Raw genomic sequence first — 20,196 nt, 5'->3', positions numbered from 1 at the left:
AGAACAGGAGTTTTTGTGAGATTACCTACACCCCGACTATTCAGTGGTCTGAAATCTGCTCTGCGACCAGCAATGCCACGGTTTAAAGTTTCTGCTTTCTGGCTGCTGGTGCTGGCATGGCTCTTTCTGCTGGTGTGGATCTGGTGGAAAGGCCCGTCATGGTCGTTGTATGACGAACAGTGGCTGAAACCATCAGTTAACCGCTGGCTTGCGACGGCAGTGTGGGGATTTATCGCCCTGGTATGGCTCACCGTTCGGATTATGAAACGCCTGCAACAGCTTGAAAAACAGCAAAAGCAGCAACGCGAGGAAGCCGTTGACCCACTCAGCGTTGAGCTGAATGCACAGCAGCGCTATCTCGACCGCTGGTTGCTGCGTCTGCAGCGCCATCTTGACAACCGTCGTTTCCTCTGGCAACTGCCCTGGTATATGGTTCTCGGTCCTGCCAGCAGTGGTAAAACGTCGCTGCTGCGCGAAGGCTTCCCGTCCGACATTATCTATAGGCCGGAAGCGGTTCGTGGGGCAGAGCAACATCTGTATATCACTCCGCATGTTGGGAAACAGGCGGTGATTTTTGATATTGATGGTTCGCTCTGTGAACAGCCGGATGCAAACGTATTACACCGCCGCCTGTGGGAACACGCCCTCGGCTGGCTAGTGGAAAAACGCGCCCGCCAGCCACTTAACGGACTCATTCTGACACTGGATTTACCCGATCTGCTGACCGCCGACAAACGTCGCCGGGAGCATCTGTTACAAACATTGCGTAGCCATTTGCAGGATGTACGCCAGCATCTGCACTGCCAGTTACCGGTGTATGTGGTACTGACCCGACTGGATCTGATGCACGGTTTTGCAGCACTGTTTCAGTCCTTGGACAAAAAAGATCGCGATGCCATCCTCGGCGTCACCTTTACCCGCCGCGCCCATGAGAACGAGGACTGGAGAAGCGAGTTTACTGCCTTCTGGCAGTCGTGGTGCGAGCGGATGAACCAGGCCTTACCGGATCTGTTGCTGGCTCAGGGCCATATGCGAAGTTCTCTGTTCAGCTTTGTCCGTCAGATGCAGGGGAGCCGGGAGTCTCTAGTGGCGCTGATTGACGGCTTGCTGGACGGTGAAAATATGGACGTCATGCTGCGTGGTGTGTATCTGACCTCCTCGCTGCAACGCGGCCAGATAGATGACATTTTTACGCAGTCTGCCGCCCGTCAGTACCGGCTGGGCAGCAGCCCCTTGACGGCCTGGCCGCTGGTCGATACCACGCCATACTTTACCCGCAATCTTTTTCCACAGGCTTTACTGGCAGAACCGAATCTGGCCGGAGAAAGCCGTACCTGGCTGATGACTAGCCGTCGTCGTCTGACGTTTTTTTCTGCCGCTGGCGGGGTGACGGCATTGTTGCTAATCACCGGCTGGCATCATTATTACAATAATAACTATGCCTCTGGGGTTCAGGTACTGAAACAGGCTGAAGCCTTTATGGCCATCAAACCACCACAGGGAATGGATGACTATGGCGACCTGCAACTGCCCTTACTCAATCCGGTACGCGACGCGACATTAGCCTATGGAAACTGGGATGACAGGAGTCGCCTGTCAGATATGGGGTTATATCAGGGGAGACATGTCGGCCCTTACGTGGAACAGACTTACCTGCAACTGCTGGAACAGAGCTACCTGCCTGCCCTATTTAACGGTCTGGTGAAAGACATGAACAACGCGCCGCCGGAAAGTGAAGAAAAACTGGCGGTACTGCGCGTCATGAGAATGCTAGAGGATAAAAGCGGACGCAACAATGAGGTGGTGAAGCAGTATATGGCGAAACGTTGGAGCGACAAATTCCACGGTAAGCAGGATATTCAGGCACAACTGATGTCGCACCTTGACTATGCGCTGAAACATACCGACTGGCACGCGGAGCGTGCGGCGGGCGATGGGGATGCCATCAGCCGCTGGACACCATATGACAGCCCGGTAGTAGCAGCACAAAAAGAACTGAGCAAATTGCCCGTCTACCAGCGAGTTTATCAGAGTCTGAAGGCGCGGGCGCTGGGCGTACTCCCTGCTGCTCTTAACCTTCGTGACCAAATAGGGCCGACCTTTGATCAGGTATTCACATCCGCTGATGACAGTAAGCTCGTCGTCCCGCAATTTCTGACCCGTTATGGCTTGCAGAGCTATTTTGTGAAGCAACGTGATGAGCTGGTGGAACTGACGGCGATGGATTCATGGGTACTGAATCTGACGCAAAGCGTAAAATACAGCGAAGCTGACCGCACAGAAATCCAGCGCCAGCTGACCGAGCAATATACCAGCGACTACACTGCCACCTGGCGCGCCGGGATGGATAATCTGAACGTCCGTGATTATGAATCCATCGCGCAACTGACCAGCGCGCTGGAGCAGATTATCAGTGGCGACCAGCCGCTACAGCGGGCGCTGACAGCTCTGAGGGACAATACACAACCTGCGGTACTCTCTGAAAAGCTCTCTGATAAAGAGCGTGAGGAAGCGTTAGCGGAGCCAGACTACCGCCTGCTGACCCGTCTCGGACATGAGTTCGCACCGGAGAACAGCACGCTGGCGATACAGAATAACAAAGAAAACACGATACAGGCTGTGTATCAGCAGTTAACGGAACTTCACCGTTACCTGTTGGCCATCCAAAATGCGCCAGTTCCAGGAAAATCGGCGCTAAAAGCGGTGCAGCTACGGCTTGATCAGAACAGTAGCGATCCAATATTCGCCACTCGCCAGATGGCGAAAACGCTGCCTGCCCCGCTTAACCGCTGGGTGGGTAAACTAGCCGACCAAGCCTGGCATGTAGTGATGGTGGAGGCGGTTCATTACATGGAGATCGACTGGCGCGACAGCGTAGTGAAACCGTTCAACGAACAACTGGCGAACAGCTATCCGTTTAATTCCCGTGCGCAACAAGATGCGTCGCTGGATGCGTTCGAACGTTTCTTTAAACCAGACGGTGTGCTGGATACCTTCTACCAACAGAACCTGAAACTATTTATCGAAAATGACCTGAGTCGCGATGGTGATGACGGCGTGATCATCCGTGAAGATATTATCCGGCAACTGGATGCTGCGCAGAAAATTCGCAACATCTTCTTCAGCAAACAAAACGGGTTGGGAACACAGTTTGCTGTGGAAACGGTATCGCTCTCCGGTAATAAGCGCCGCAGCGTGCTGAATCTTGATGGTCAGCTCATTGATTACAGCCAGGGACGCAACTATACCGCACACCTGGTCTGGCCGAACAACATGCGCGAAGGCAATGAAAGTAAACTGACGCTGGTTGGCACCAGCGGCAGTGCGCCGCGCAGTATCAGCTTCAGCGGGCCGTGGGCGCAGTTCCGGTTGTTTGGTGCCGGGCAACTGACTGATGTACAGGATGGCAACTTTATCGTGCGCTTCAATGTGGATGGCGGCGCGATGGTGTATCGGGTTCATACCGATATGGAAGATAACCCATTCAGCGGCGGACTGTTCAGTCAGTTCCGGTTACCGGATACGCTGTACTAAACAGCCGTTGCCAGAGGATGGAGGAGCAGGACGCGATCATGATCAGTTTCAGCAGACAGAGGCAGGAGGGGCAAGTGCAGGATGCTTTCTGTTATTTGCCAACGATAGTTGTTTCCCGAATCTATGGAGGCAGGAATGTCTGAGTTCAATAAACAGAATCCATCAGCGGCAGATTATCTCGGTGATGTCCTACGCGGCAATGTGCCCGTCAACCAGTTGATCCCACAGCATCCTTATATTCTGGATACGCTAGGGCTAGCAGAGGCCTTTGAGAAAAATACCGCGCATATTATGTTACTGACTCTGGATGAGGCACAGAGCGTGATTGAGGATTTGGACAACAGTAAGCCTGTGATTCTTGCCACCACCTATGCAGGCAATATTAAGGACAGCATCGCTGGGGCCAAAAATATCTCAAAGCTCGTGAGTTATACTGATGCCGGTAAACTAGTCTATCGGCTAAAGGGATTAGGTATTAAAGCCATTCAGTATCAGTATGGTGGACAGGTTTATGTCAAAATTACTGGTTATGCCTCGTTGCGACGTATTCTCCAGGGGACAAGATATAAAATTAACTCGCCTCAAATACTTGAGTTAGGTATTGGCAAAGCGGGTATTAATGGAGGAATTCTTGAAGGTGCCAAATTCTGCATTTGGTTTTCATTGGCGTATCGTACTGTTCAACTCATTTTTAAATCAGACCATGATGTGGCGGCCTTTATTGGTAATATCACGATGGATATTGCCAAGATTATTGTGACGATATTTGTGACGAAGATTTTGGTTGCAATAGGGACCGCTATTGCGGCAGCGGGTAGCATTGCAGTCCCCATCGCAGTTAGCATAATTCTGTTGATTGCAGTAGGTTTTGTTATTGCTAAAGGCTTGGATTATCTGGATCGTAAGTATCATTTATCTGATAAGTTAATTTCAGCAATTAGAGAAGGCATGAGGACGCAGGCCGAAATAGAAAAATGGAATTTTGAACACACCAACCCATTTACATATGGCCTGATGAATACACACTAGTAAGGATATGTCATGTCTGAAAAACGAGAAAATCAGGAGCGCATGGCAAGGCGGGCATTGAAAAATATCTCAGTAAAAGTGAGACTGACCGCATTATTTTTATTTAGTTGCACTACTGCTGCAACTGTTTTTATCTTTACAGCCGGCGGTTCTGAGCTTGCCGATATACTACATAAAAAAGACGTTGTTTACTATAACTGGAAAACTATACCGCTTTTCATTTGGCTTCCGGTATTTTTTTATGTTGATATTCTTATTGTTGCCATGATGTTTTTTCCCGTTACCCGAAACTTACTGGAGTATCTTCTGACAGGGATGAAGGCTGTAGCAGTATATGGATGGCTGATGTTGTTCCTCTCAATTCCACTATCTCTGATAATTTTACTTTACCCATTGGGCAACTACGAATCATGTGGTCAAAAGGGTCCCTTTTCAGGCAGTTATTATGTAAAAGAAATAAAAATGTGTGAGCAGTTTGAATATCATCCTGAAAAGGATAAATTTAATGATAAATAAGAATGAATTGATAATGAAGGATATGATATTAAAAGAAAGAATTAAATTTATTCTTGTATGTCTTTTTTTAATTATGGTACTTACTGGTGCATTGATTTTTTTTACCAGTACGAGTGGGGCTGCAATCAGGGATATTTTCGCAAACGCAGATGCCATCTACTATAGCTGGCGTGATATGTTTGCAGTATTATCTTTACCTGTCATGGGGTATTTTGATGTACTGGTATTTTTGTTTTTGTTCCTTCCTTTTACTGTCGGTATCACTAAGTTATGGTGTAAAGTGATAAAAGCTGTCTGGGGATATATCATTCTCGCATTTATTCTTACCCTTCCATTGTCTTTATATGTCTCTTTCTTTCCTCTTTCGAACTATCACTCGTGCGGCCAAAATGGACCTTTTTCAGGCGCTTACTACGTAAAAGCCCCAAAAATGTGTGAGCAGTTTGAATACCATCCTGAAAAGGATAAATCTAATGATCAATAAGAATGAATTGATAATGAAGGATATGACATTAAAAGAAAGAATGAAATTTAATATTGCTGGTTTGTTTGTTATTGCCATGCTCACTGGGGGACTCATTTTCTTTACGAATACTAGCGGTGTTGTCATAGTGAGTATTTTTACAGGTGCGGACACATTCTACTACGATTTTAGAGACGTCTTTATATTGCTCTTTCTTCCCGTTGCGGGGTATTTTGATATATTTGCATTGTTGCTTCTTTTTTCACCATTTACTTTCAATCTCGCTAAGTTGTGGCACAAAGCGATAAATATAGTATGGGGGTATGGTCTTATCGCCTTCTTTATCGCCATTCCGTTATCCATAGTGATTTCTGTTTATATTCTGAATGTTTATGAATCGTGTGGTCAAAAAGGTCCCTTTTCAGGTGTTCACTACGTAAAAGACCCCAAAATGTGTGAGCAGTTTGAATACCATTATGAAAAGGATAAATCTAATGATCAAAAAGAATGAATTGATAATGAAGGATATGACATTAAAAGAAAGAATAAAATTTATTCTCACATGTCTTCTCGCTATTATGATACTTACCGGGGCACTGTTTTTTTTCACCAGTACTAGCTTTGTTGTAATTAAAGATATTTTTGCAGGGACTGAGACGTTCTACTACGACTGGCGAGATGTTCTTATATTATTATTTTCCCCTATTATGGGGTATTTTGATATATTTGTATTTCTTCTTATGCTTACTCCCTTTACTCTCCAATTGGCGAAATTATGGCATAAAGCGATAAAAATTGTTTGGGGGTATATCATACTCGCATTTATTCTTACCCTTCCATTGTCTTTATATGTCTCTTTCTTTCCTCTGTCGAACTATCACTCGTGCGGCCAAAAAGGTCCCTTTTCAGGCTCTTACTACGTAAAAGACCCCAAAATGTGTGAGCTGTTTGAATACCATCCTGAAAAGGATAAATCTAATGTTCAATAAGAATGAATTGACAACGAAAGAAATTACATTAAAAGAACGCATGAAATTTATTTTTTTATGCTTATTTGCCATTTTTTTGCTTACCGGAGCATTGATTTTTTTTACCAATACTTGTGGCATTACAATAGTAGATATCTTCACCGGAGCAGATGCAGTTTATTATAGCTGGCGGGATGTGTTCATAGTTATCTATTTTCCTGTTATGGGGTATTTTGATGTATTAGTGCTTTTATTTTTATTCTTCCCTTTAACACTTCACCTTGCAAAGCTATGGTGGAAGCTTTTAAATATAATTAGCGCTTATATTTATATCGCATTTGTTCTTGCTTTCCCGTTGTCACTGTATATTTCATTCATTCCCCTTGCTGACTATCATTCGTGCGGCCAAAAAGGTCCCTTTTCAGGCTCTTACTACGTAAAAGCCCCAAAAATGTGTGAGCAGTTTGAATACCATTCTGAAAAGGATAAATCCGATGATGCTTCTACGCCTGTCATGCCTGCGAATACGAAAATAAAATGAACATGCCAGCGTGTGCGCAAAACCACTACTGCTGCTGCAGAATCGATCACGGGGTGCCGCGTGAAATTACAGTTGAAGAGAGCGCAATGATTTACCGGGTACATACCGATACAGAACAACCTGTTTACTGGCGGACAGTTCAGCCCGTCCCTCTTACCAGATACGTTGTACTAATGAGGCAGATATGAGCACTGACGCACTTTCACAAATCATTGCTACCGGCAGCGACCCTCGTGGCCTGCCGGAGTTCAGCGCCATTCGTGAGGAAATCAACAAAGCCAGTCATCCGTCACAGCCGGAACTGAACTGGCGGCTGGTAGAGTCACTGGCGTTGACGATTTTTAAAACCAACGGAGTGGATTTACACACGGCGACCTACTACGCACTAGCGCGTACCCGCATTCAGGGGCTTGAGGGATTCTGTGAAGGGACCGAGCTGCTAGCGGCGATGGTGGCTCACGAGTGGGATAACTTCTGGCCACAGAACGGGCAGGCAAGAACCGAAATGCTGGACTGGTTCAATACCCGTACCGGCAATATTCTGCGTCAGCAGCTTTCTTTTGCAGAGATGGACTTACCGGTGCTATACCGCACCGAGCGGGCATTGCAGCTTATTTGCGACAAACTCCAACAAGTGGAGCTGAAGCGCCAGCCGCGTGTAGAGAATCTGCTGTATTTTGTGCAGAACACCCGTAACCGGCTTGAGCCACAACAGAAGAAGATGATAGAGCCGCAGGCGCAACCCTCTGTCAGGACTTTGGTTTATGCGCCGGAGAGCACAGTGTCCACAATGGCAGAAGGCATACCGCCGTTACCGAATTTACCGAAAATGAAGGTAGCCGTTCTCAACTTGACGGATGTAGGCACAGCGCAGAAACAAAATCAGATCCGCGTGATAAAAAGTTTCGTGGCAGGCGTTGTCGGTACGGCGATTATCGCTGCCGCGCTCTGGTGGTGGCAGGTCTATCCGATGCAGCAGCAACTAGCGCGGGTCAGAGATACGGCGCAGGGCGCCGCCACCCTCTGGCTCTCCTCGCCTGCGCCAGAAACTTATGCGCAGCAGCTGCAAGAGCTTCTGGCGTCATCACTACTACAGCCGCTGGATACTGGCGAACAAATGACCCGTATCGCAGACAGCCGCTGGCCGGAAAGTCAACAGCAGCAGCAGGCTACAGCCGAATGGAATGAGACATTGAAAATCCGCGCACAGAGCAGCCCGCAGTTACGGGGCTGGTTGCAGACCCGTCAGGATTTACATGCTTTTGCTGACCTGGTGATGCGCCGTGAGAAAGAGGGATTAACCTTGTCCTATATCAAGAATGTCATCTGGCAGGCGGAGCGGGGGCTGGGGCAAGAGACACCACTTGAGTCCCTGCTGACACAGTATCAGGACGCCCGCTCTCAGGGACAGAATACCAGTGCACTGGAAAAACAGATCAACGAACGGCTGGATGGCGTATCAAGTCGCTGGCTATTGCTGAAAAATAATACTTTGCCGGAGATGGCAAGCGAAACCAAATCTGAGAAATAACAAATGAATCAAAGGAGTTTATCATGGCAAATCTTGTTTATCTGACGCTGAACGGCGATCTTCAGGCGCTAATTTCAGCAGGCTGTTGTTCTCAGGCATCAATCGGTAATAAGGCTCAGATTGCGCATACTGATCAGATTATGATTTTGGGTATGAGCCACGGGCTGAACCGAGCACAAAACGTTAATCATCTTGCCCTGAATATCCAGAAACCGGTGGATAAATCAACACCTTTACTGAGTAAAGCGATTACCGAAAATGAATGCCTGACCTGTGATTTTGAATTCTATCGCACTAACCGTTTCGGTATTAATGAGCTGTATTATAAAGTGAAACTGATTAACGCACGCATTTCAGCTATCCATCTATCAGTGCCGCATTTGATCACCGACAGTGGTGGCCAACCAGAGGAATCTGTGTATTTCACTTATGAAAGCATCACTCAGGAACACTGCATTGCCGGTACCAGCGCGTACAGTTTGTGGGAAGATCGGCTTTTTTGAGGGAAATGATTTTCTGTGATGATATCGTTTCTGATTCGGTCAGAGTTACTAATATTTTCTGTAAAAATATCCAGATTTATGGCGAATATTGAACAAGTCCAACTTATGAAGGGCAAAGAAATCTCTGGCTGGCCGTACTAATATTTTTACCGATATCCTGCTAGATGATGTTGTTTATGGATAAACGACATAGTCCTTATACGCATTAACTCTGGCAGGAAATACAAACGCTATCGCTCCTGAAGATGTGATATTGCATTAATCCTGCATCCGTCAATTCGGGCTGCTCTGACTGACATATTTCTATCTAATTCGATCCCGGTAGATATTTTATTTCGCCTGTCTATGTAAGAAAGCAAGAAATACGTAAGGATAGTGAGATATCACACGGATGCTGACTACGCTAAGCCTGATGACATCAACCATTGGCGCTGCCTTGATTTGCTGCTGAATGGGGAAAATGGTCTACTGTCTGAATAGCTACCCTTAAAAACGACACTATGAATGCTATGTGGTAAGAAATGCTTCAGGTTGTTCCCGATAAACGGCGTGTATCACGAGAACATGGGGGGAGGACTGGTCGGCTCCAGGCGAGTCTCAGGTGGACAGTCTGGCTGGAATACCTGCAACCGGGCAGCATCCCCTCCCCCATTTACGGCGTGCTCACTGGCATGGCTTCTGACCAGAAAACAGGACTAGCCGGATGCACAGAAATTTTCGTACCACTGACTACCCCAGATTATTGGAGGCAGGCAACACTGATTACTGATAGCGATTCACCAGATCTTTAGCAATTGCCGCATACGTTTTCTGCTTAAGCTGCGTGATTTGTTGTTCTGTTGCCTCTGTAGCGCTGGTCATATTTTTCCCTAACAGTGGTGATAGTACGCTGTATTCATAGTTTACCGGAGACCAGGTTGCCCATTCCCCCGTAGCCACATCAACCAGAGTGAAACGCACCAAATAGCGCAGTGAGGCCAAATCCGTCAGTTTTCCGTCTTTGTAGTCCGACCACACTGTTGTTCTTGTTACGGAATCATATCTGCCGGACTGCAACATGTCCTGGTAAACAATAATGGCTTTTTGATGACCTTTTGCAGCAACAAAGCGTAATGCCTGCATCCAGTTCATATTTTCACTGGCTACGGTCCCTCCGTTTTCGTCTTTATTGCACGAAATCGCTTTCTGCCTGTCTGGTATGCCGGAAAAGGTGGCAATAGTATAATATTTGCTCATTTCCTGCTGCATAGCAATTTCTGGTGCGCGACTGCCGGACTGCACCAGAATGACGGAAGAATTTAGCGGCACGTGGAACATATTCCCTTCTAGCGCAGCTTGGATATCTTCTTCAGAAACCGACAGGGTGGTTTCATTTCCAAAGATATCTTTATCCGTCAGTTGCCCAGATGCGCTTTTACTTACACTACTTACTGTCCGTGCACCCGTCTTCTTCGCATCAATAGGAGAGTGCGGCGCACAGCCTGCTAGTAGAAATAGAGATACTGCGGTACAGAAGAATATAGCCGATCTGAAATACATATTTATGCCCTTCCCTGCATTCAATGGTTATTTATTTTTGTCTAAAAATCCATGATGGATTATATACCTGCAGTGGCCACTGACAAATGGCGTTTTATTTTTTAAACATTCACAATACAAATAAATTAATTGAATGCAACTAACTAATGAATAAGGCAGATTATCATACTGAATAGCACGAAGGAGATAATTAATTGAATATTTACTACCACAGCCATTATTTAACTATGCCGTTCTGAATAATAATTATGAGGCGGTCAATATTATAAATTAACAACCTGAAATTAACGTGATAGACAGTAATGTCTGGTGCTATGCGCTTTACAGCCATCTTTCCCTGCCTATTTATTCTCAGTCACCGGTAAGAACATGGAGAATTACAATGAATATTAATTCAGTCAGCCATTCTGATAAAAACCCACAATGATATTCTCGATAATTTATATTGTATTGATGCCAAGAATTTACTGAATAATGATTACTCGATAGTCAAAACGGAGGCGAGATATATTATCTTCCGATAGGCATATTATTAATATGTAGTGGTCAAGTAATTTTGGCCACGATTTTACAGTAAGAACGTTATCTGTTTTCCTTCCGACGTCAGCTCCCCCTTGTAATGGTTCAATATATAACCACTAACTTGCCTTCGAGTCTCTTTCTTATCTATGTTGGTATCCTCTGAGACGTACCAGCTTCAACAGCTACCATTTAATCAGGTAACGGGTCATCAAGCTCAGAGAATCATCAAGCAGCATATTAGATTTTGCCGCAGGTTTAACTTTCTGGAGCTCAGTAGAGAAGAGTTGGCGGATGATAATAGCCATCATTAGCACCTTAATAAACATTGGCACGTAGGCCGGTTAAAAAAAATGATGGCTGCAATATTCTGAAATTTAATCGTTTTATCCCGCTAGTAATTGAGGATGAGTGTATCAGGATTTACTGTGGGGGGGAATTCACACACTCATTGTCTTGCAGCTTCGATGTTACAGAGAGGGAAACATACAGATGAAAAAAAACCGTAAGACCTTATGGCCTTACGGTTTTTTTTACTTATAGAAACGTACGAATACGTCCAAAAAATAAGTGGCGGAACGGACGGGGCTCGAACCCGCGACCCCCTGCGTGACAGGCAGGTATTCTAACCAACTGAACTACCGCTCCACCGATTCTTTCTCTCACATCAGCATTCGTCTGATGTCAGTTTGTTCCTGCTATTTTCCGTGTCAAAGGAAAAGGAACGAATTTAAAGCCTGGCAGTTCCCTACTCTCGCATGGGGAGACCCCACACTACCATCGGCGCTACGGCGTTTCACTTCTGAGTTCGGCATGGGGTCAGGTGGGACCACCGCGCTATCGCCGCCAGGCATATTCTGTTAATTAACCCGTGACCCGTATTTCTACAGCTCACCAGCTAATCCAATCTGTTCAACAAGCCTACTCTTTGTGTTTTCGCGTCTCTGCGTCTTAAAACACCTTCGGTGTTGTAAGGTTAAGCCTCACGGATCATTAGTACTGGTTAGCTCAACGTATCGCTACGCTTACACACCCAGCCTATCAACGTCTTAGTCTTAAACGTTCCTTTAGGAGACTCAAGGTCTCAGGGAAGACTCATCTCGAGGCAAGTTTCGCGCTTAGATGCTTTCAGCGCTTATCTTTTCCGCATTTAGCTACCGGGCAATGCCATTGGCATGACAACCCGAACACCAGTGATGCGTCCACTCCGGTCCTCTCGTACTAGGAGCAGCCCCTCTCAATCTTCCAACGCCCACGGCAGATAGGGACCGAACTGTCTCACGACGTTCTAAACCCAGCTCGCGTACCACTTTAAATGGCGAACAGCCATACCCTTGGGACCTACTTCAGCCCCAGGATGTGATGAGCCGACATCGAGGTGCCAAACACCGCCGTCGATATGAACTCTTGGGCGGTATCAGCCTGTTATCCCCGGAGTACCTTTTATCCGTTGAGCGATGGCCCTTCCATTCAGAACCACCGGATCACTATGACCTACTTTCGTACCTGCTCGAGCCGTCACTCTCGCAGTCAAGCTAGCTTATGCCATTGCACTAACCTCACGATGTCCGACCGTGATTAGCTAACCTTCGTGCTCCTCCGTTACTCTTTAGGAGGAGACCGCCCCAGTCAAACTACCCACCAGACACTGTCCTCAATCCCGATTAGGGACCGGAGTTAGAACATCAAACATTAAAGGGTGGTATTTCAAGGTTGGCTCCACGCAGACTGGCGTCCACGCTTCAAAGCCTCCCACCTATCCTACACATCAAGGCTCAATGTTCAGTGTCAAGCTATAGTAAAGGTTCACGGGGTCTTTCCGTCTTGCCGCGGGTACACTGCATCTTCACAGCGAGTTCAATTTCACTGAGTCTCGGGTGGAGACAGCCTGGCCATCATTACGCCATTCGTGCAGGTCGGAACTTACCCGACAAGGAATTTCGCTACCTTAGGACCGTTATAGTTACGGCCGCCGTTTACTGGGGCTTCGATCAAGAGCTTCGCCTTGCGGCTGACCCCATCAATTAACCTTCCAGCACCGGGCAGGCGTCACACCGTATACGTCCACTTTCGTGTTTGCACAGTGCTGTGTTTTTATTAAACAGTTGCAGCCAGCTGGTATCTTCGACTGGCTTCAGCTCCATCCGCAAGGGACTTCACCTACGCGCCAGCGTGCCTTCTCCCGAAGTTACGGCACCATTTTGCCTAGTTCCTTCACCCGAGTTCTCTCAAGCGCCTTGGTATTCTCTACCTGACCACCTGTGTCGGTTTGGGGTACGATTCAATGTTACCTAGAGCTTAGAGGCTTTTCCTGGAAGCTTGGCATCAACTACTTCATCACCGTAGTGACTCGTCATCACGCCTCAGGGTTAATAAAAGCACGGATTTACCAATGCTTTCCCCCTACACGCTTAAACCGGGACAACCGTCGCCCGGATAGCCTAGCCTTCTCCGTCCCCCCTTCGCAGTAACACCGAGTACAGGAATATTAACCTGTTTCCCATCGACTACGCCTTTCGGCCTCGCCTTAGGGGTCGACTCACCCTGCCCCGATTAACGTTGGACAGGAACCCTTGGTCTTCCGGCGAGCGGGTTTTTCACCCGCTTTATCGTTACTTATGTCAGCATTCGCACTTCTGATACCTCCAGCAACCCTCACGAGCCACCTTCAACGGCTTACAGAACGCTCCCCTACCCAACAACACCTAAGTGTCGCTGCCGCAGCTTCGGTGCATAGTTTAGCCCCGTTACATCTTCCGCGCAGGCCGACTCGACCAGTGAGCTATTACGCTTTCTTTAAATGATGGCTGCTTCTAAGCCAACATCCTGGCTGTCTATGCCTTCCCACATCGTTTCCCACTTAACTATGACTTTGGGACCTTAGCTGGCGGTCTGGGTTGTTTCCCTCTTCACGACGGACGTTAGCACCCGCCGTGTGTCTCCCGTGATAACATTCTTCGGTATTCGTAGTTTGCATCGAGTTGGTAAGTCGGGATGACCCCCTAGTCGAAACAGTGCTCTACCCCCGAAGATGAGTTCACGAGGCGCTACCTAAATAGCTTTCGGGGAGAACCAGCTATCTCCCGGTTTGATTGGCCTTTCACCCCCAGCCACAAGTCATCCGCTAATTTTTCAACATTAGTCGGTTCGGTCCTCCAGTTAGTGTTACCCAACCTTCAACCTGCCCATGGCTAGATCACCGGGTTTCGGGTCTATACCTTGCAACTTGACGCCCAGTTAAGACTCGGTTTCCCTACGGCTCCCCTATTCGGTTAACCTTGCTACAAAATATAAGTCGCTGACCCATTATACAAAAGGTACGCAGTCACCCCATAAAAGAGGCTCCCACTGCTTGTACGTACACGGTTTCAGGTTCTATTTCACTCCCCTCGCCGGGGTTCTTTTCGCCTTTCCCTCACGGTACTGGTTCACTATCGGTCAGTCAGGAGTATTTAGCCTTGGAGGATGGTCCCCCCATATTCAGACAGGATGTCACGTGTCCCGCCCTACTCATCGAACTCACAACGTATGCATTTTCAAGTACGGGGCTATCACCCTGTATCGCCGGACTTTCCAGACCGTTCCTCTGACACATACGCTGATTAAGGTTCTGGGCTGCTCCCCGTTCGCTCGCCGCTACTAGGGGAATCTCGGTTGATTTCTTTTCCTCAGGGTACTTAGATGTTTCAGTTCCCCTGGTTCGCTTCGTTAAGCTATGTATTCACTTAACGATAGTGTGACGAATCACACTGGGTTTCCCCATTCGGAAATCGTCGGTTATAACGCTTCATATCAGCTTACCGACGCTTATCGCAGATTAGCACGTCCTTCATCGCCTCTGACTGCCTAGGCATCCACCGTGTACGCTTAGTCACTTAACCTCACAACCCGAAGGTGTCTCTTTAATGAACGCGGTTACGAACCGGTTCAAGACAGCATTCAAGATTGCAAAAAATTGAGAGACTGCTTAATGCAAACTGTGTCAGTGTTTGACCGAAGTCATTCTCACAGTTGCTTAAGCTTTCAAATTTCAGCTTGTTCCAGATTGTTAAAGAGCAATATCTTAAACACGACTCGTTAGAATCATCTTTAAGATTTTTCGTTCATCAGAACGGGTGATAATGTCTTTCACTCATTATCGGAATGGCGTCCCCAAGGGGATTCGAACCCCTGTTACAGCCGTGAAAGGGCAGTGTCCTAGGCCTCTAGACGATGGGGACACGAAAATACCGACAAAGCTTGCGCTTTCTCGTTTCGTATCAGCATGAGTCTTAAAACTCACGACATCAACAGGTGCTCTTGCTCATTAATTTCATCAGACAATCTGTGTGGACACTGCACTTAACGCTATCTTTAGGTAAGGAGGTGATCCAACCGCAGGTTCCCCTACGGTTACCTTGTTACGACTTCACCCCAGTCATGAATCACAAAGTGGTAAGCGCCCTCCCGAAGGTTAAGCTACCTACTTCTTTTGCAACCCACTCCCATGGTGTGACGGGCGGTGTGTACAAGGCCCGGGAACGTATTCACCGTAGCATTCTGATCTACGATTACTAGCGATTCCGACTTCATGGAGTCGAGTTGCAGACTCCAATCCGGACTACGACATACTTTATGAGGTCCGCTTGCTCTCGCGAGTTCGCTTCTCTTTGTATATGCCATTGTAGCACGTGTGTAGCCCTACTCGTAAGGGCCATGATGACTTGACGTCATCCCCACCTTCCTCCGGTTTATCACCGGCAGTCTCCTTTGAGTTCCCACCATTACGTGCTGGCAACAAAGGATAAGGGTTGCGCTCGTTGCGGGACTTAACCCAACATTTCACAACACGAGCTGACGACAGCCATGCAGCACCTGTCTCAGAGTTCCCGAAGGCACTAAAGCATCTCTGCTAAATTCTCTGGATGTCAAGAGTAGGTAAGGTTCTTCGCGTTGCATCGAATTAAACCACATGCTCCACCGCTTGTGCGGGCCCCCGTCAATTCATTTGAGTTTTAACCTTGCGGCCGTACTCCCCAGGCGGTCGACTTAACGCGTTAGCTCCGGAAGCCACGCCTCAAGGGCACAACCTCCAAGTCGACATCGTTTACAGCGTGGACTACCAGGGTATCTAATCCTGTTTGCTCCCCACGCTTTCGCACCTGAGCGTCAGTCTTTGTCCAGGGGGCCGCCTTCGCCACCGGTATTCCTCCAGATCTCTACGCATTTCACCGCTACACCTGGAATTCTACCCCCCTCTACAAGACTCTAGCTGACCAGTTTCAAATGCAGTTCCCAAGTTAAGCTCGGGGATTTCACATCTGACTTAATCAACCGCCTGCGTGCGCTTTACGCCCAGTAATTCCGATTAACGCTTGCACCCTCCGTATTACCGCGGCTGCTGGCACGGAGTTAGCCGGTGCTTCTTCTGCGAGTAACGTCAATCACTGTGGTTATTAACCACAATGCCTTCCTCCTCGCTGAAAGTACTTTACAACCCGAAGGCCTTCTTCATACACGCGGCATGGCTGCATCAGGCTTGCGCCCATTGTGCAATATTCCCCACTGCTGCCTCCCGTAGGAGTCTGGACCGTGTCTCAGTTCCAGTGTGGCTGGTCATCCTCTCAGACCAGCTAGAGATCGTCGCCTAGGTGAGCCATTACCCCACCTACTAGCTAATCCCATCTGGGCACATCTGATGGCGTGAGGCCCGAAGGTCCCCCACTTTGGTCCGAAGACATCATGCGGTATTAGCTACCGTTTCCAGTAGTTATCCCCCTCCATCAGGCAGTTTCCCAGACATTACTCACCCGTCCGCCGCTCGTCACCCAGAGAGCAAGCTCTCTTGTGCTACCGCTCGACTTGCATGTGTTAGGCCTGCCGCCAGCGTTCAATCTGAGCCATGATCAAACTCTTCAATTAAAAGCTTGATTTGCTTCAACAAGTGAAGCGATGCTCGAAAATTAACTTTCGTAATAATTCACTAAATGAATTACTGCTTGGTCACTCTTCAAGACTTTAATATTTTATCGTCCGAGGACGTTAGATATTGTCTTGTGAGTGCCCACACAGATTGTCTGATAAATTGTTAAAGAGCAGCGAATTGCGAACATTCGTTCCAGCAACTCGGGAGGTGCATATTACGCTTTCCTCCTGAAGAGTCAAGCTTTTTTCTTTTCAGAAATTCGCATTACTGCGATGCTTTTCTCTTCCTCACCGAGCGACGTTTGCGTCGTTGTTCCCGGTCAGTGGTGGCGCATTATAGGGACTTCTGAACGGCTGACAACCCCTAATTTAAAAAAACTTTTCAACCGCGCAAGTTTTAATCAAAAATTCAATTAATGGATGAATTTCATTCATTACCTGCTTTTATATTCATCAAGCATAAAAAAGGCAGCCAATTGGCTGCCTTTTTATCTTTCTTTCTATATCGCTATCAGAGCCTTTAGAACGCTTCTATTACCTATTATTGCTTGGCAACGATTTGTTCATCAGCAACATCTAGCGTGATGTCTTTGCCCGGAATCAGTTTTCCAGACAAAATTTGCTGGGCCAGCGGGTTTTCGATTTCCTGCTGGATAGCGCGTTTCAATGGACGAGCCCCATAGACCGGGTCGAAGCCCGCTTTTGAAAGCTGTTCCAATGCCGCATCGGTGATGGTTACGCTGTAGCCTTTCTCTTCGAGACGTTGGTACAGACGCTCCAACTGAATCCGCGCAATCGCCTTGATGTTTTTCTGATCTAATGGATGGAACACAACGGTTTCATCTATACGGTTAATAAACTCAGGGCGGAAGTGGTGTGACACCACGCTCATCACCAACTCTTTCATTTCACCATAATCGAGTTGACCGAAACGATCCTGAATCAAATCAGAGCCAAGGTTTGAGGTCATAATGACCACGGTGTTACGGAAATCGACCGTTCTGCCTTGCCCATCTGTCAGTCGTCCATCATCTAATACCTGCAGCAAGATGTTGAATACATCCGGATGCGCTTTTTCCACTTCATCTAACAAGATGACTGAATAAGGACGACGGCGTACAGCTTCAGTTAGGTAACCACCTTCTTCATAACCGACATATCCTGGAGGCGCCCCCACTAAACGTGACACGGAGTGTTTTTCCATAAACTCAGACATGTCGATACGCACCATTGCGTCATCGCTGTCGAATAAGAAGTTTGCTAACGCTTTACACAGCTCTGTTTTACCTACCCCGGTTGGCCCTAAGAATAGGAAAGAACCAATTGGGCGGTTTGGATCAGACAACCCAGCACGGCTACGACGAATCGCATTCGACACTGCTTCTACCGCTTCATTCTGGCCGATAACACGTTCATGCAGATCGTCTTCCATACGCAGCAATTTCGCGCGCTCGCTTTCCAACATGCGTGATACTGGAATACCGGTCCAACGCGCCAGCACTTCTGCAATCTCAACATCGGTGACTTTATTGCGCAGCAGCTTCATCGTCTTACCTTCAGACTGCGTCGCCGCTTCTAATTGTTTTTCCAAACCAGGCAACTTGCCGTATTGGATTTCAGACATCTTGGCTAAATCACCGACACGGCGAGCCTGCTCAAGCGCAATCTTCGCCTGCTCGATTTCAGCTTTGATATTCTGCGTACCGCTGAGCGAAGCCTTCTCGGCTTTCCACTCTTCTTCCAGCTCAGAATATTCACGCTCTTTATGCTCTAACTCTTCGTTGAGCATTTCCAAGCGCTTTTTACTTGCTTCATCAGATTCTTTATTCAGCGCCTGCTGTTCAAGCTTGAGCTGAATAATACGGCGTTCTAAGCGATCCAACGATTCTGGCTTAGAGTCCATCTGCATACGAATGCTTGATGCGGCCTCATCGATAAGGTCAATCGCTTTATCGGGCAGCTGACGATCCGCAATATAGCGATGCGACAAATTCGCGGCTGCAACAATCGCAGGGTCAGTAATCTGCACGTGGTGATGCAGCTCGTAGCGCTCTTTCAGTCCACGCAAAATAGCAATGGTGTCTTCTACCGTTGGCTCAGCGACGAAGACTTTTTGGAAACGACGCTCAAGCGCAGCGTCTTTCTCTATATATTGGCGGTATTCATCCAGCGTAGTCGCACCAACGCAATGCAACTCACCACGGGCTAATGCAGGTTTAAGCATGTTGCCCGCATCCATTGCGCCGTCGCCTTTACCTGCGCCAACCATGGTGTGCAATTCATCAATAAACAGAATGACGTTGCCTTCCTGTTTCGATAAATCGCTTAATACGGCTTTCAGTCGCTCTTCAAATTCACCACGGAATTTAGCACCCGCGATCAATGAGCCCATATCTAAGGAGAGAACGCGTTTGTTCTTCAGCCCTTCAGGGACTTCACCGTTAATAATCCGCTGCGCTAAACCTTCAACGATAGCTGTCTTACCGACCCCAGGCTCACCGATGAGAACAGGGTTATTTTTGGTACGGCGCTGCAATACCTGAATAGTACGGCGAATTTCTTCATCACGGCCGATCACTGGGTCGAGTTTGCCTTGTTCGGCACGCTCGGTCAGATCGACGGTGTATTTTTTCAATGCCTGACGTTGGTCTTCGGCATTTGCATCATCCACTTTCTCACCTCCACGCATTTGCTCAATGGCGGTACTGACTTTCTGAACGTTGGCACCTGCGGCTTTCAAGATATCGCCTAAATTGCCGCGATCTTCCAACACGGCAAGAACAAACAGCTCAGACGAAATAAAAGTGTCATTACGTTTTTGTGCCAGCTTATCGCACAGGTTCAGAACACGAATCAGTTCGTTCGATGGCTGAACATCCCCACCAGCGCCTTCAACCTGCGGTAAACGAGAGATAGCTTGTTCAAGCTCCTGACGTAAACTCGCGGTATTAACACCAGCAGAGGTTAATAATGGTCGAACCGTGCCCCCATCCTGATTGAGCAACGCGCTCATCAGATGTACCGGCTCTATAAATTGGTTATCACGCCCAAGTGCGAGTGACTGGGCGTCAGCGAGGGCAAGCTGGAACTTACTTGTTAAGCGATCCAGACGCATAATTCCTCCAAGACGTATCAAAGTTTCTACTGAA

At 47.6% G+C, this 20,196-nt stretch carries 12 protein-coding genes, 2 tRNA genes and 3 rRNA genes; 9 read left to right on the top strand and 8 right to left on the bottom strand.

Annotated features, from left to right (window positions below; all coding sequences use genetic code 11):
• The first annotated feature begins 72 nt into the window (after positions 1 to 72).
• The 9 genes from tssM to U0008_RS04030 all read left to right on the top strand — a co-directional run bounded on the left by tssM (position 73) and on the right by U0008_RS04030 (position 9,085).
• Positions 73 to 3,534, top strand: a complete 3,462-nt coding sequence (tssM, locus tag U0008_RS04070; protein WP_051874079.1) for a type VI secretion system membrane subunit TssM — start codon at positions 73 to 75, stop codon at positions 3,532 to 3,534.
• A gap of 135 nt (positions 3,535 to 3,669) precedes the next feature.
• Positions 3,670 to 4,563: a hypothetical protein gene (locus U0008_RS04065; protein WP_043491132.1), complete on the top strand. Its 894-nt coding sequence runs from the start codon at positions 3,670 to 3,672 to the stop codon at positions 4,561 to 4,563.
• 12 nt (positions 4,564 to 4,575) lie between these two features.
• Complete coding sequence (locus tag U0008_RS04060) at positions 4,576 to 5,079, top strand: DUF1240 domain-containing protein (RefSeq protein ID WP_043491129.1); 504 nt, start codon at positions 4,576 to 4,578, stop codon at positions 5,077 to 5,079.
• On the top strand, positions 5,069 to 5,563 hold the full coding sequence (locus tag U0008_RS04055) for a DUF1240 domain-containing protein (RefSeq protein WP_043491128.1): 495 nt from the start codon (positions 5,069 to 5,071) through the stop codon (positions 5,561 to 5,563). The genes U0008_RS04060 and U0008_RS04055 overlap by 11 nt, the downstream gene beginning before the upstream one ends.
• Positions 5,553 to 6,053 carry a DUF1240 domain-containing protein gene (locus tag U0008_RS04050; RefSeq protein ID WP_043491126.1) on the top strand — a complete coding sequence of 167 codons (501 nt, stop codon included), beginning with the start codon at positions 5,553 to 5,555 and terminating at the stop codon, positions 6,051 to 6,053. The genes U0008_RS04055 and U0008_RS04050 overlap by 11 nt, the downstream gene beginning before the upstream one ends.
• The gene (locus tag U0008_RS04045) at positions 6,037 to 6,531 is read left to right on the top strand and encodes a DUF1240 domain-containing protein (RefSeq protein ID WP_043491124.1); all 495 of its coding nucleotides are present in this window, start codon (positions 6,037 to 6,039) and stop codon (positions 6,529 to 6,531) included. The genes U0008_RS04050 and U0008_RS04045 overlap by 17 nt, the downstream gene beginning before the upstream one ends.
• A complete protein-coding gene (locus U0008_RS04040; protein ID WP_043491120.1) occupies positions 6,521 to 7,051 on the top strand; it encodes a DUF1240 domain-containing protein in 531 nt (176 codons plus the stop codon). Before U0008_RS04045 ends, U0008_RS04040 begins: the two co-directional genes overlap by 11 nt.
• Positions 7,052 to 7,235: 184 nt before the next feature.
• Positions 7,236 to 8,582, top strand: a complete 1,347-nt coding sequence (locus U0008_RS04035; RefSeq protein ID WP_043491118.1) for a VasL domain-containing protein — start codon at positions 7,236 to 7,238, stop codon at positions 8,580 to 8,582.
• A 23-nt stretch (positions 8,583 to 8,605) separates the two neighbouring features.
• Positions 8,606 to 9,085, top strand: a complete 480-nt coding sequence (locus tag U0008_RS04030; RefSeq protein ID WP_043491115.1) for an Hcp family type VI secretion system effector — start codon at positions 8,606 to 8,608, stop codon at positions 9,083 to 9,085.
• Between the two features lie 762 nt (positions 9,086 to 9,847).
• On the opposite strand, the gene U0008_RS04025 is transcribed toward U0008_RS04030, so the two are convergent.
• The 8 genes from U0008_RS04025 to clpB form a co-directional block, all read right to left on the bottom strand.
• On the bottom strand, positions 9,848 to 10,624 hold the full coding sequence (locus U0008_RS04025) for a lipoprotein YafT (protein WP_051874078.1): 777 nt from the start codon (positions 10,622 to 10,624) through the stop codon (positions 9,848 to 9,850).
• 704 nt (positions 10,625 to 11,328) lie between these two features.
• On the bottom strand, positions 11,329 to 11,454 hold the full coding sequence (locus tag U0008_RS04020; RefSeq protein ID WP_327058440.1) for a hypothetical protein: 126 nt from the start codon (positions 11,452 to 11,454) through the stop codon (positions 11,329 to 11,331).
• A 260-nt stretch (positions 11,455 to 11,714) separates the two neighbouring features.
• A tRNA-Asp gene (locus U0008_RS04015) sits at positions 11,715 to 11,791 on the bottom strand.
• 87 nt (positions 11,792 to 11,878) lie between these two features.
• Positions 11,879 to 11,994 (bottom strand): 5S ribosomal RNA (gene rrf / locus U0008_RS04010).
• A gap of 121 nt (positions 11,995 to 12,115) precedes the next feature.
• Positions 12,116 to 15,024: ribosomal RNA gene (locus tag U0008_RS04005) — 23S ribosomal RNA — on the bottom strand.
• Between the two features lie 263 nt (positions 15,025 to 15,287).
• Positions 15,288 to 15,363: transfer RNA gene (locus tag U0008_RS04000), tRNA-Glu, on the bottom strand.
• A gap of 138 nt (positions 15,364 to 15,501) precedes the next feature.
• Positions 15,502 to 17,044: ribosomal RNA gene (locus U0008_RS03995) — 16S ribosomal RNA — on the bottom strand.
• The 16S, 23S and 5S rRNA genes sit together here with 2 tRNA genes alongside, the layout of an rRNA operon.
• A gap of 544 nt (positions 17,045 to 17,588) precedes the next feature.
• On the bottom strand, positions 17,589 to 20,162 hold the full coding sequence (clpB, locus tag U0008_RS03990) for an ATP-dependent chaperone ClpB (RefSeq protein ID WP_025801526.1): 2,574 nt from the start codon (positions 20,160 to 20,162) through the stop codon (positions 17,589 to 17,591).
• Positions 20,163 to 20,196: the final 34 nt, after the last annotated feature.

The sequence above is a fragment of the Hafnia alvei genome (genome assembly GCF_034424155.1).
In the GTDB taxonomy this organism is placed as follows: domain Bacteria; phylum Pseudomonadota; class Gammaproteobacteria; order Enterobacterales; family Enterobacteriaceae; genus Hafnia; species Hafnia alvei.
This window is presented reverse-complemented; position numbering and strand designations above follow the sequence as displayed.

What these genes read in the sequence shown, in the direction of transcription:
- tssM (WP_051874079.1), top strand. Translation starts at nt 73, where the DNA reads ATGCCACGGTTTAAAGTTTCTGCTTTCTGGCTGCTGGTGCTGGCATGG.
- U0008_RS04065 (WP_043491132.1), top strand. Translation starts at nt 3,670, where the DNA reads ATGTCTGAGTTCAATAAACAGAATCCATCAGCGGCAGATTATCTCGGT.
- U0008_RS04060 (WP_043491129.1), top strand. Translation starts at nt 4,576, where the DNA reads ATGTCTGAAAAACGAGAAAATCAGGAGCGCATGGCAAGGCGGGCATTG.
- U0008_RS04055 (WP_043491128.1), top strand. Translation starts at nt 5,069, where the DNA reads ATGATAAATAAGAATGAATTGATAATGAAGGATATGATATTAAAAGAA.
- U0008_RS04050 (WP_043491126.1), top strand. Translation starts at nt 5,553, where the DNA reads ATGATCAATAAGAATGAATTGATAATGAAGGATATGACATTAAAAGAA.
- U0008_RS04045 (WP_043491124.1), top strand. Translation starts at nt 6,037, where the DNA reads ATGATCAAAAAGAATGAATTGATAATGAAGGATATGACATTAAAAGAA.
- U0008_RS04040 (WP_043491120.1), top strand. Translation starts at nt 6,521, where the DNA reads ATGTTCAATAAGAATGAATTGACAACGAAAGAAATTACATTAAAAGAA.
- U0008_RS04035 (WP_043491118.1), top strand. Translation starts at nt 7,236, where the DNA reads ATGAGCACTGACGCACTTTCACAAATCATTGCTACCGGCAGCGACCCT.
- U0008_RS04030 (WP_043491115.1), top strand. Translation starts at nt 8,606, where the DNA reads ATGGCAAATCTTGTTTATCTGACGCTGAACGGCGATCTTCAGGCGCTA.
- U0008_RS04025 (WP_051874078.1), bottom strand. Translation starts at nt 10,624, where the DNA reads ATGTATTTCAGATCGGCTATATTCTTCTGTACCGCAGTATCTCTATTT.
- U0008_RS04020 (WP_327058440.1), bottom strand. Translation starts at nt 11,454, where the DNA reads ATGATGGCTATTATCATCCGCCAACTCTTCTCTACTGAGCTCCAGAAA.
- clpB (WP_025801526.1), bottom strand. Translation starts at nt 20,162, where the DNA reads ATGCGTCTGGATCGCTTAACAAGTAAGTTCCAGCTTGCCCTCGCTGAC.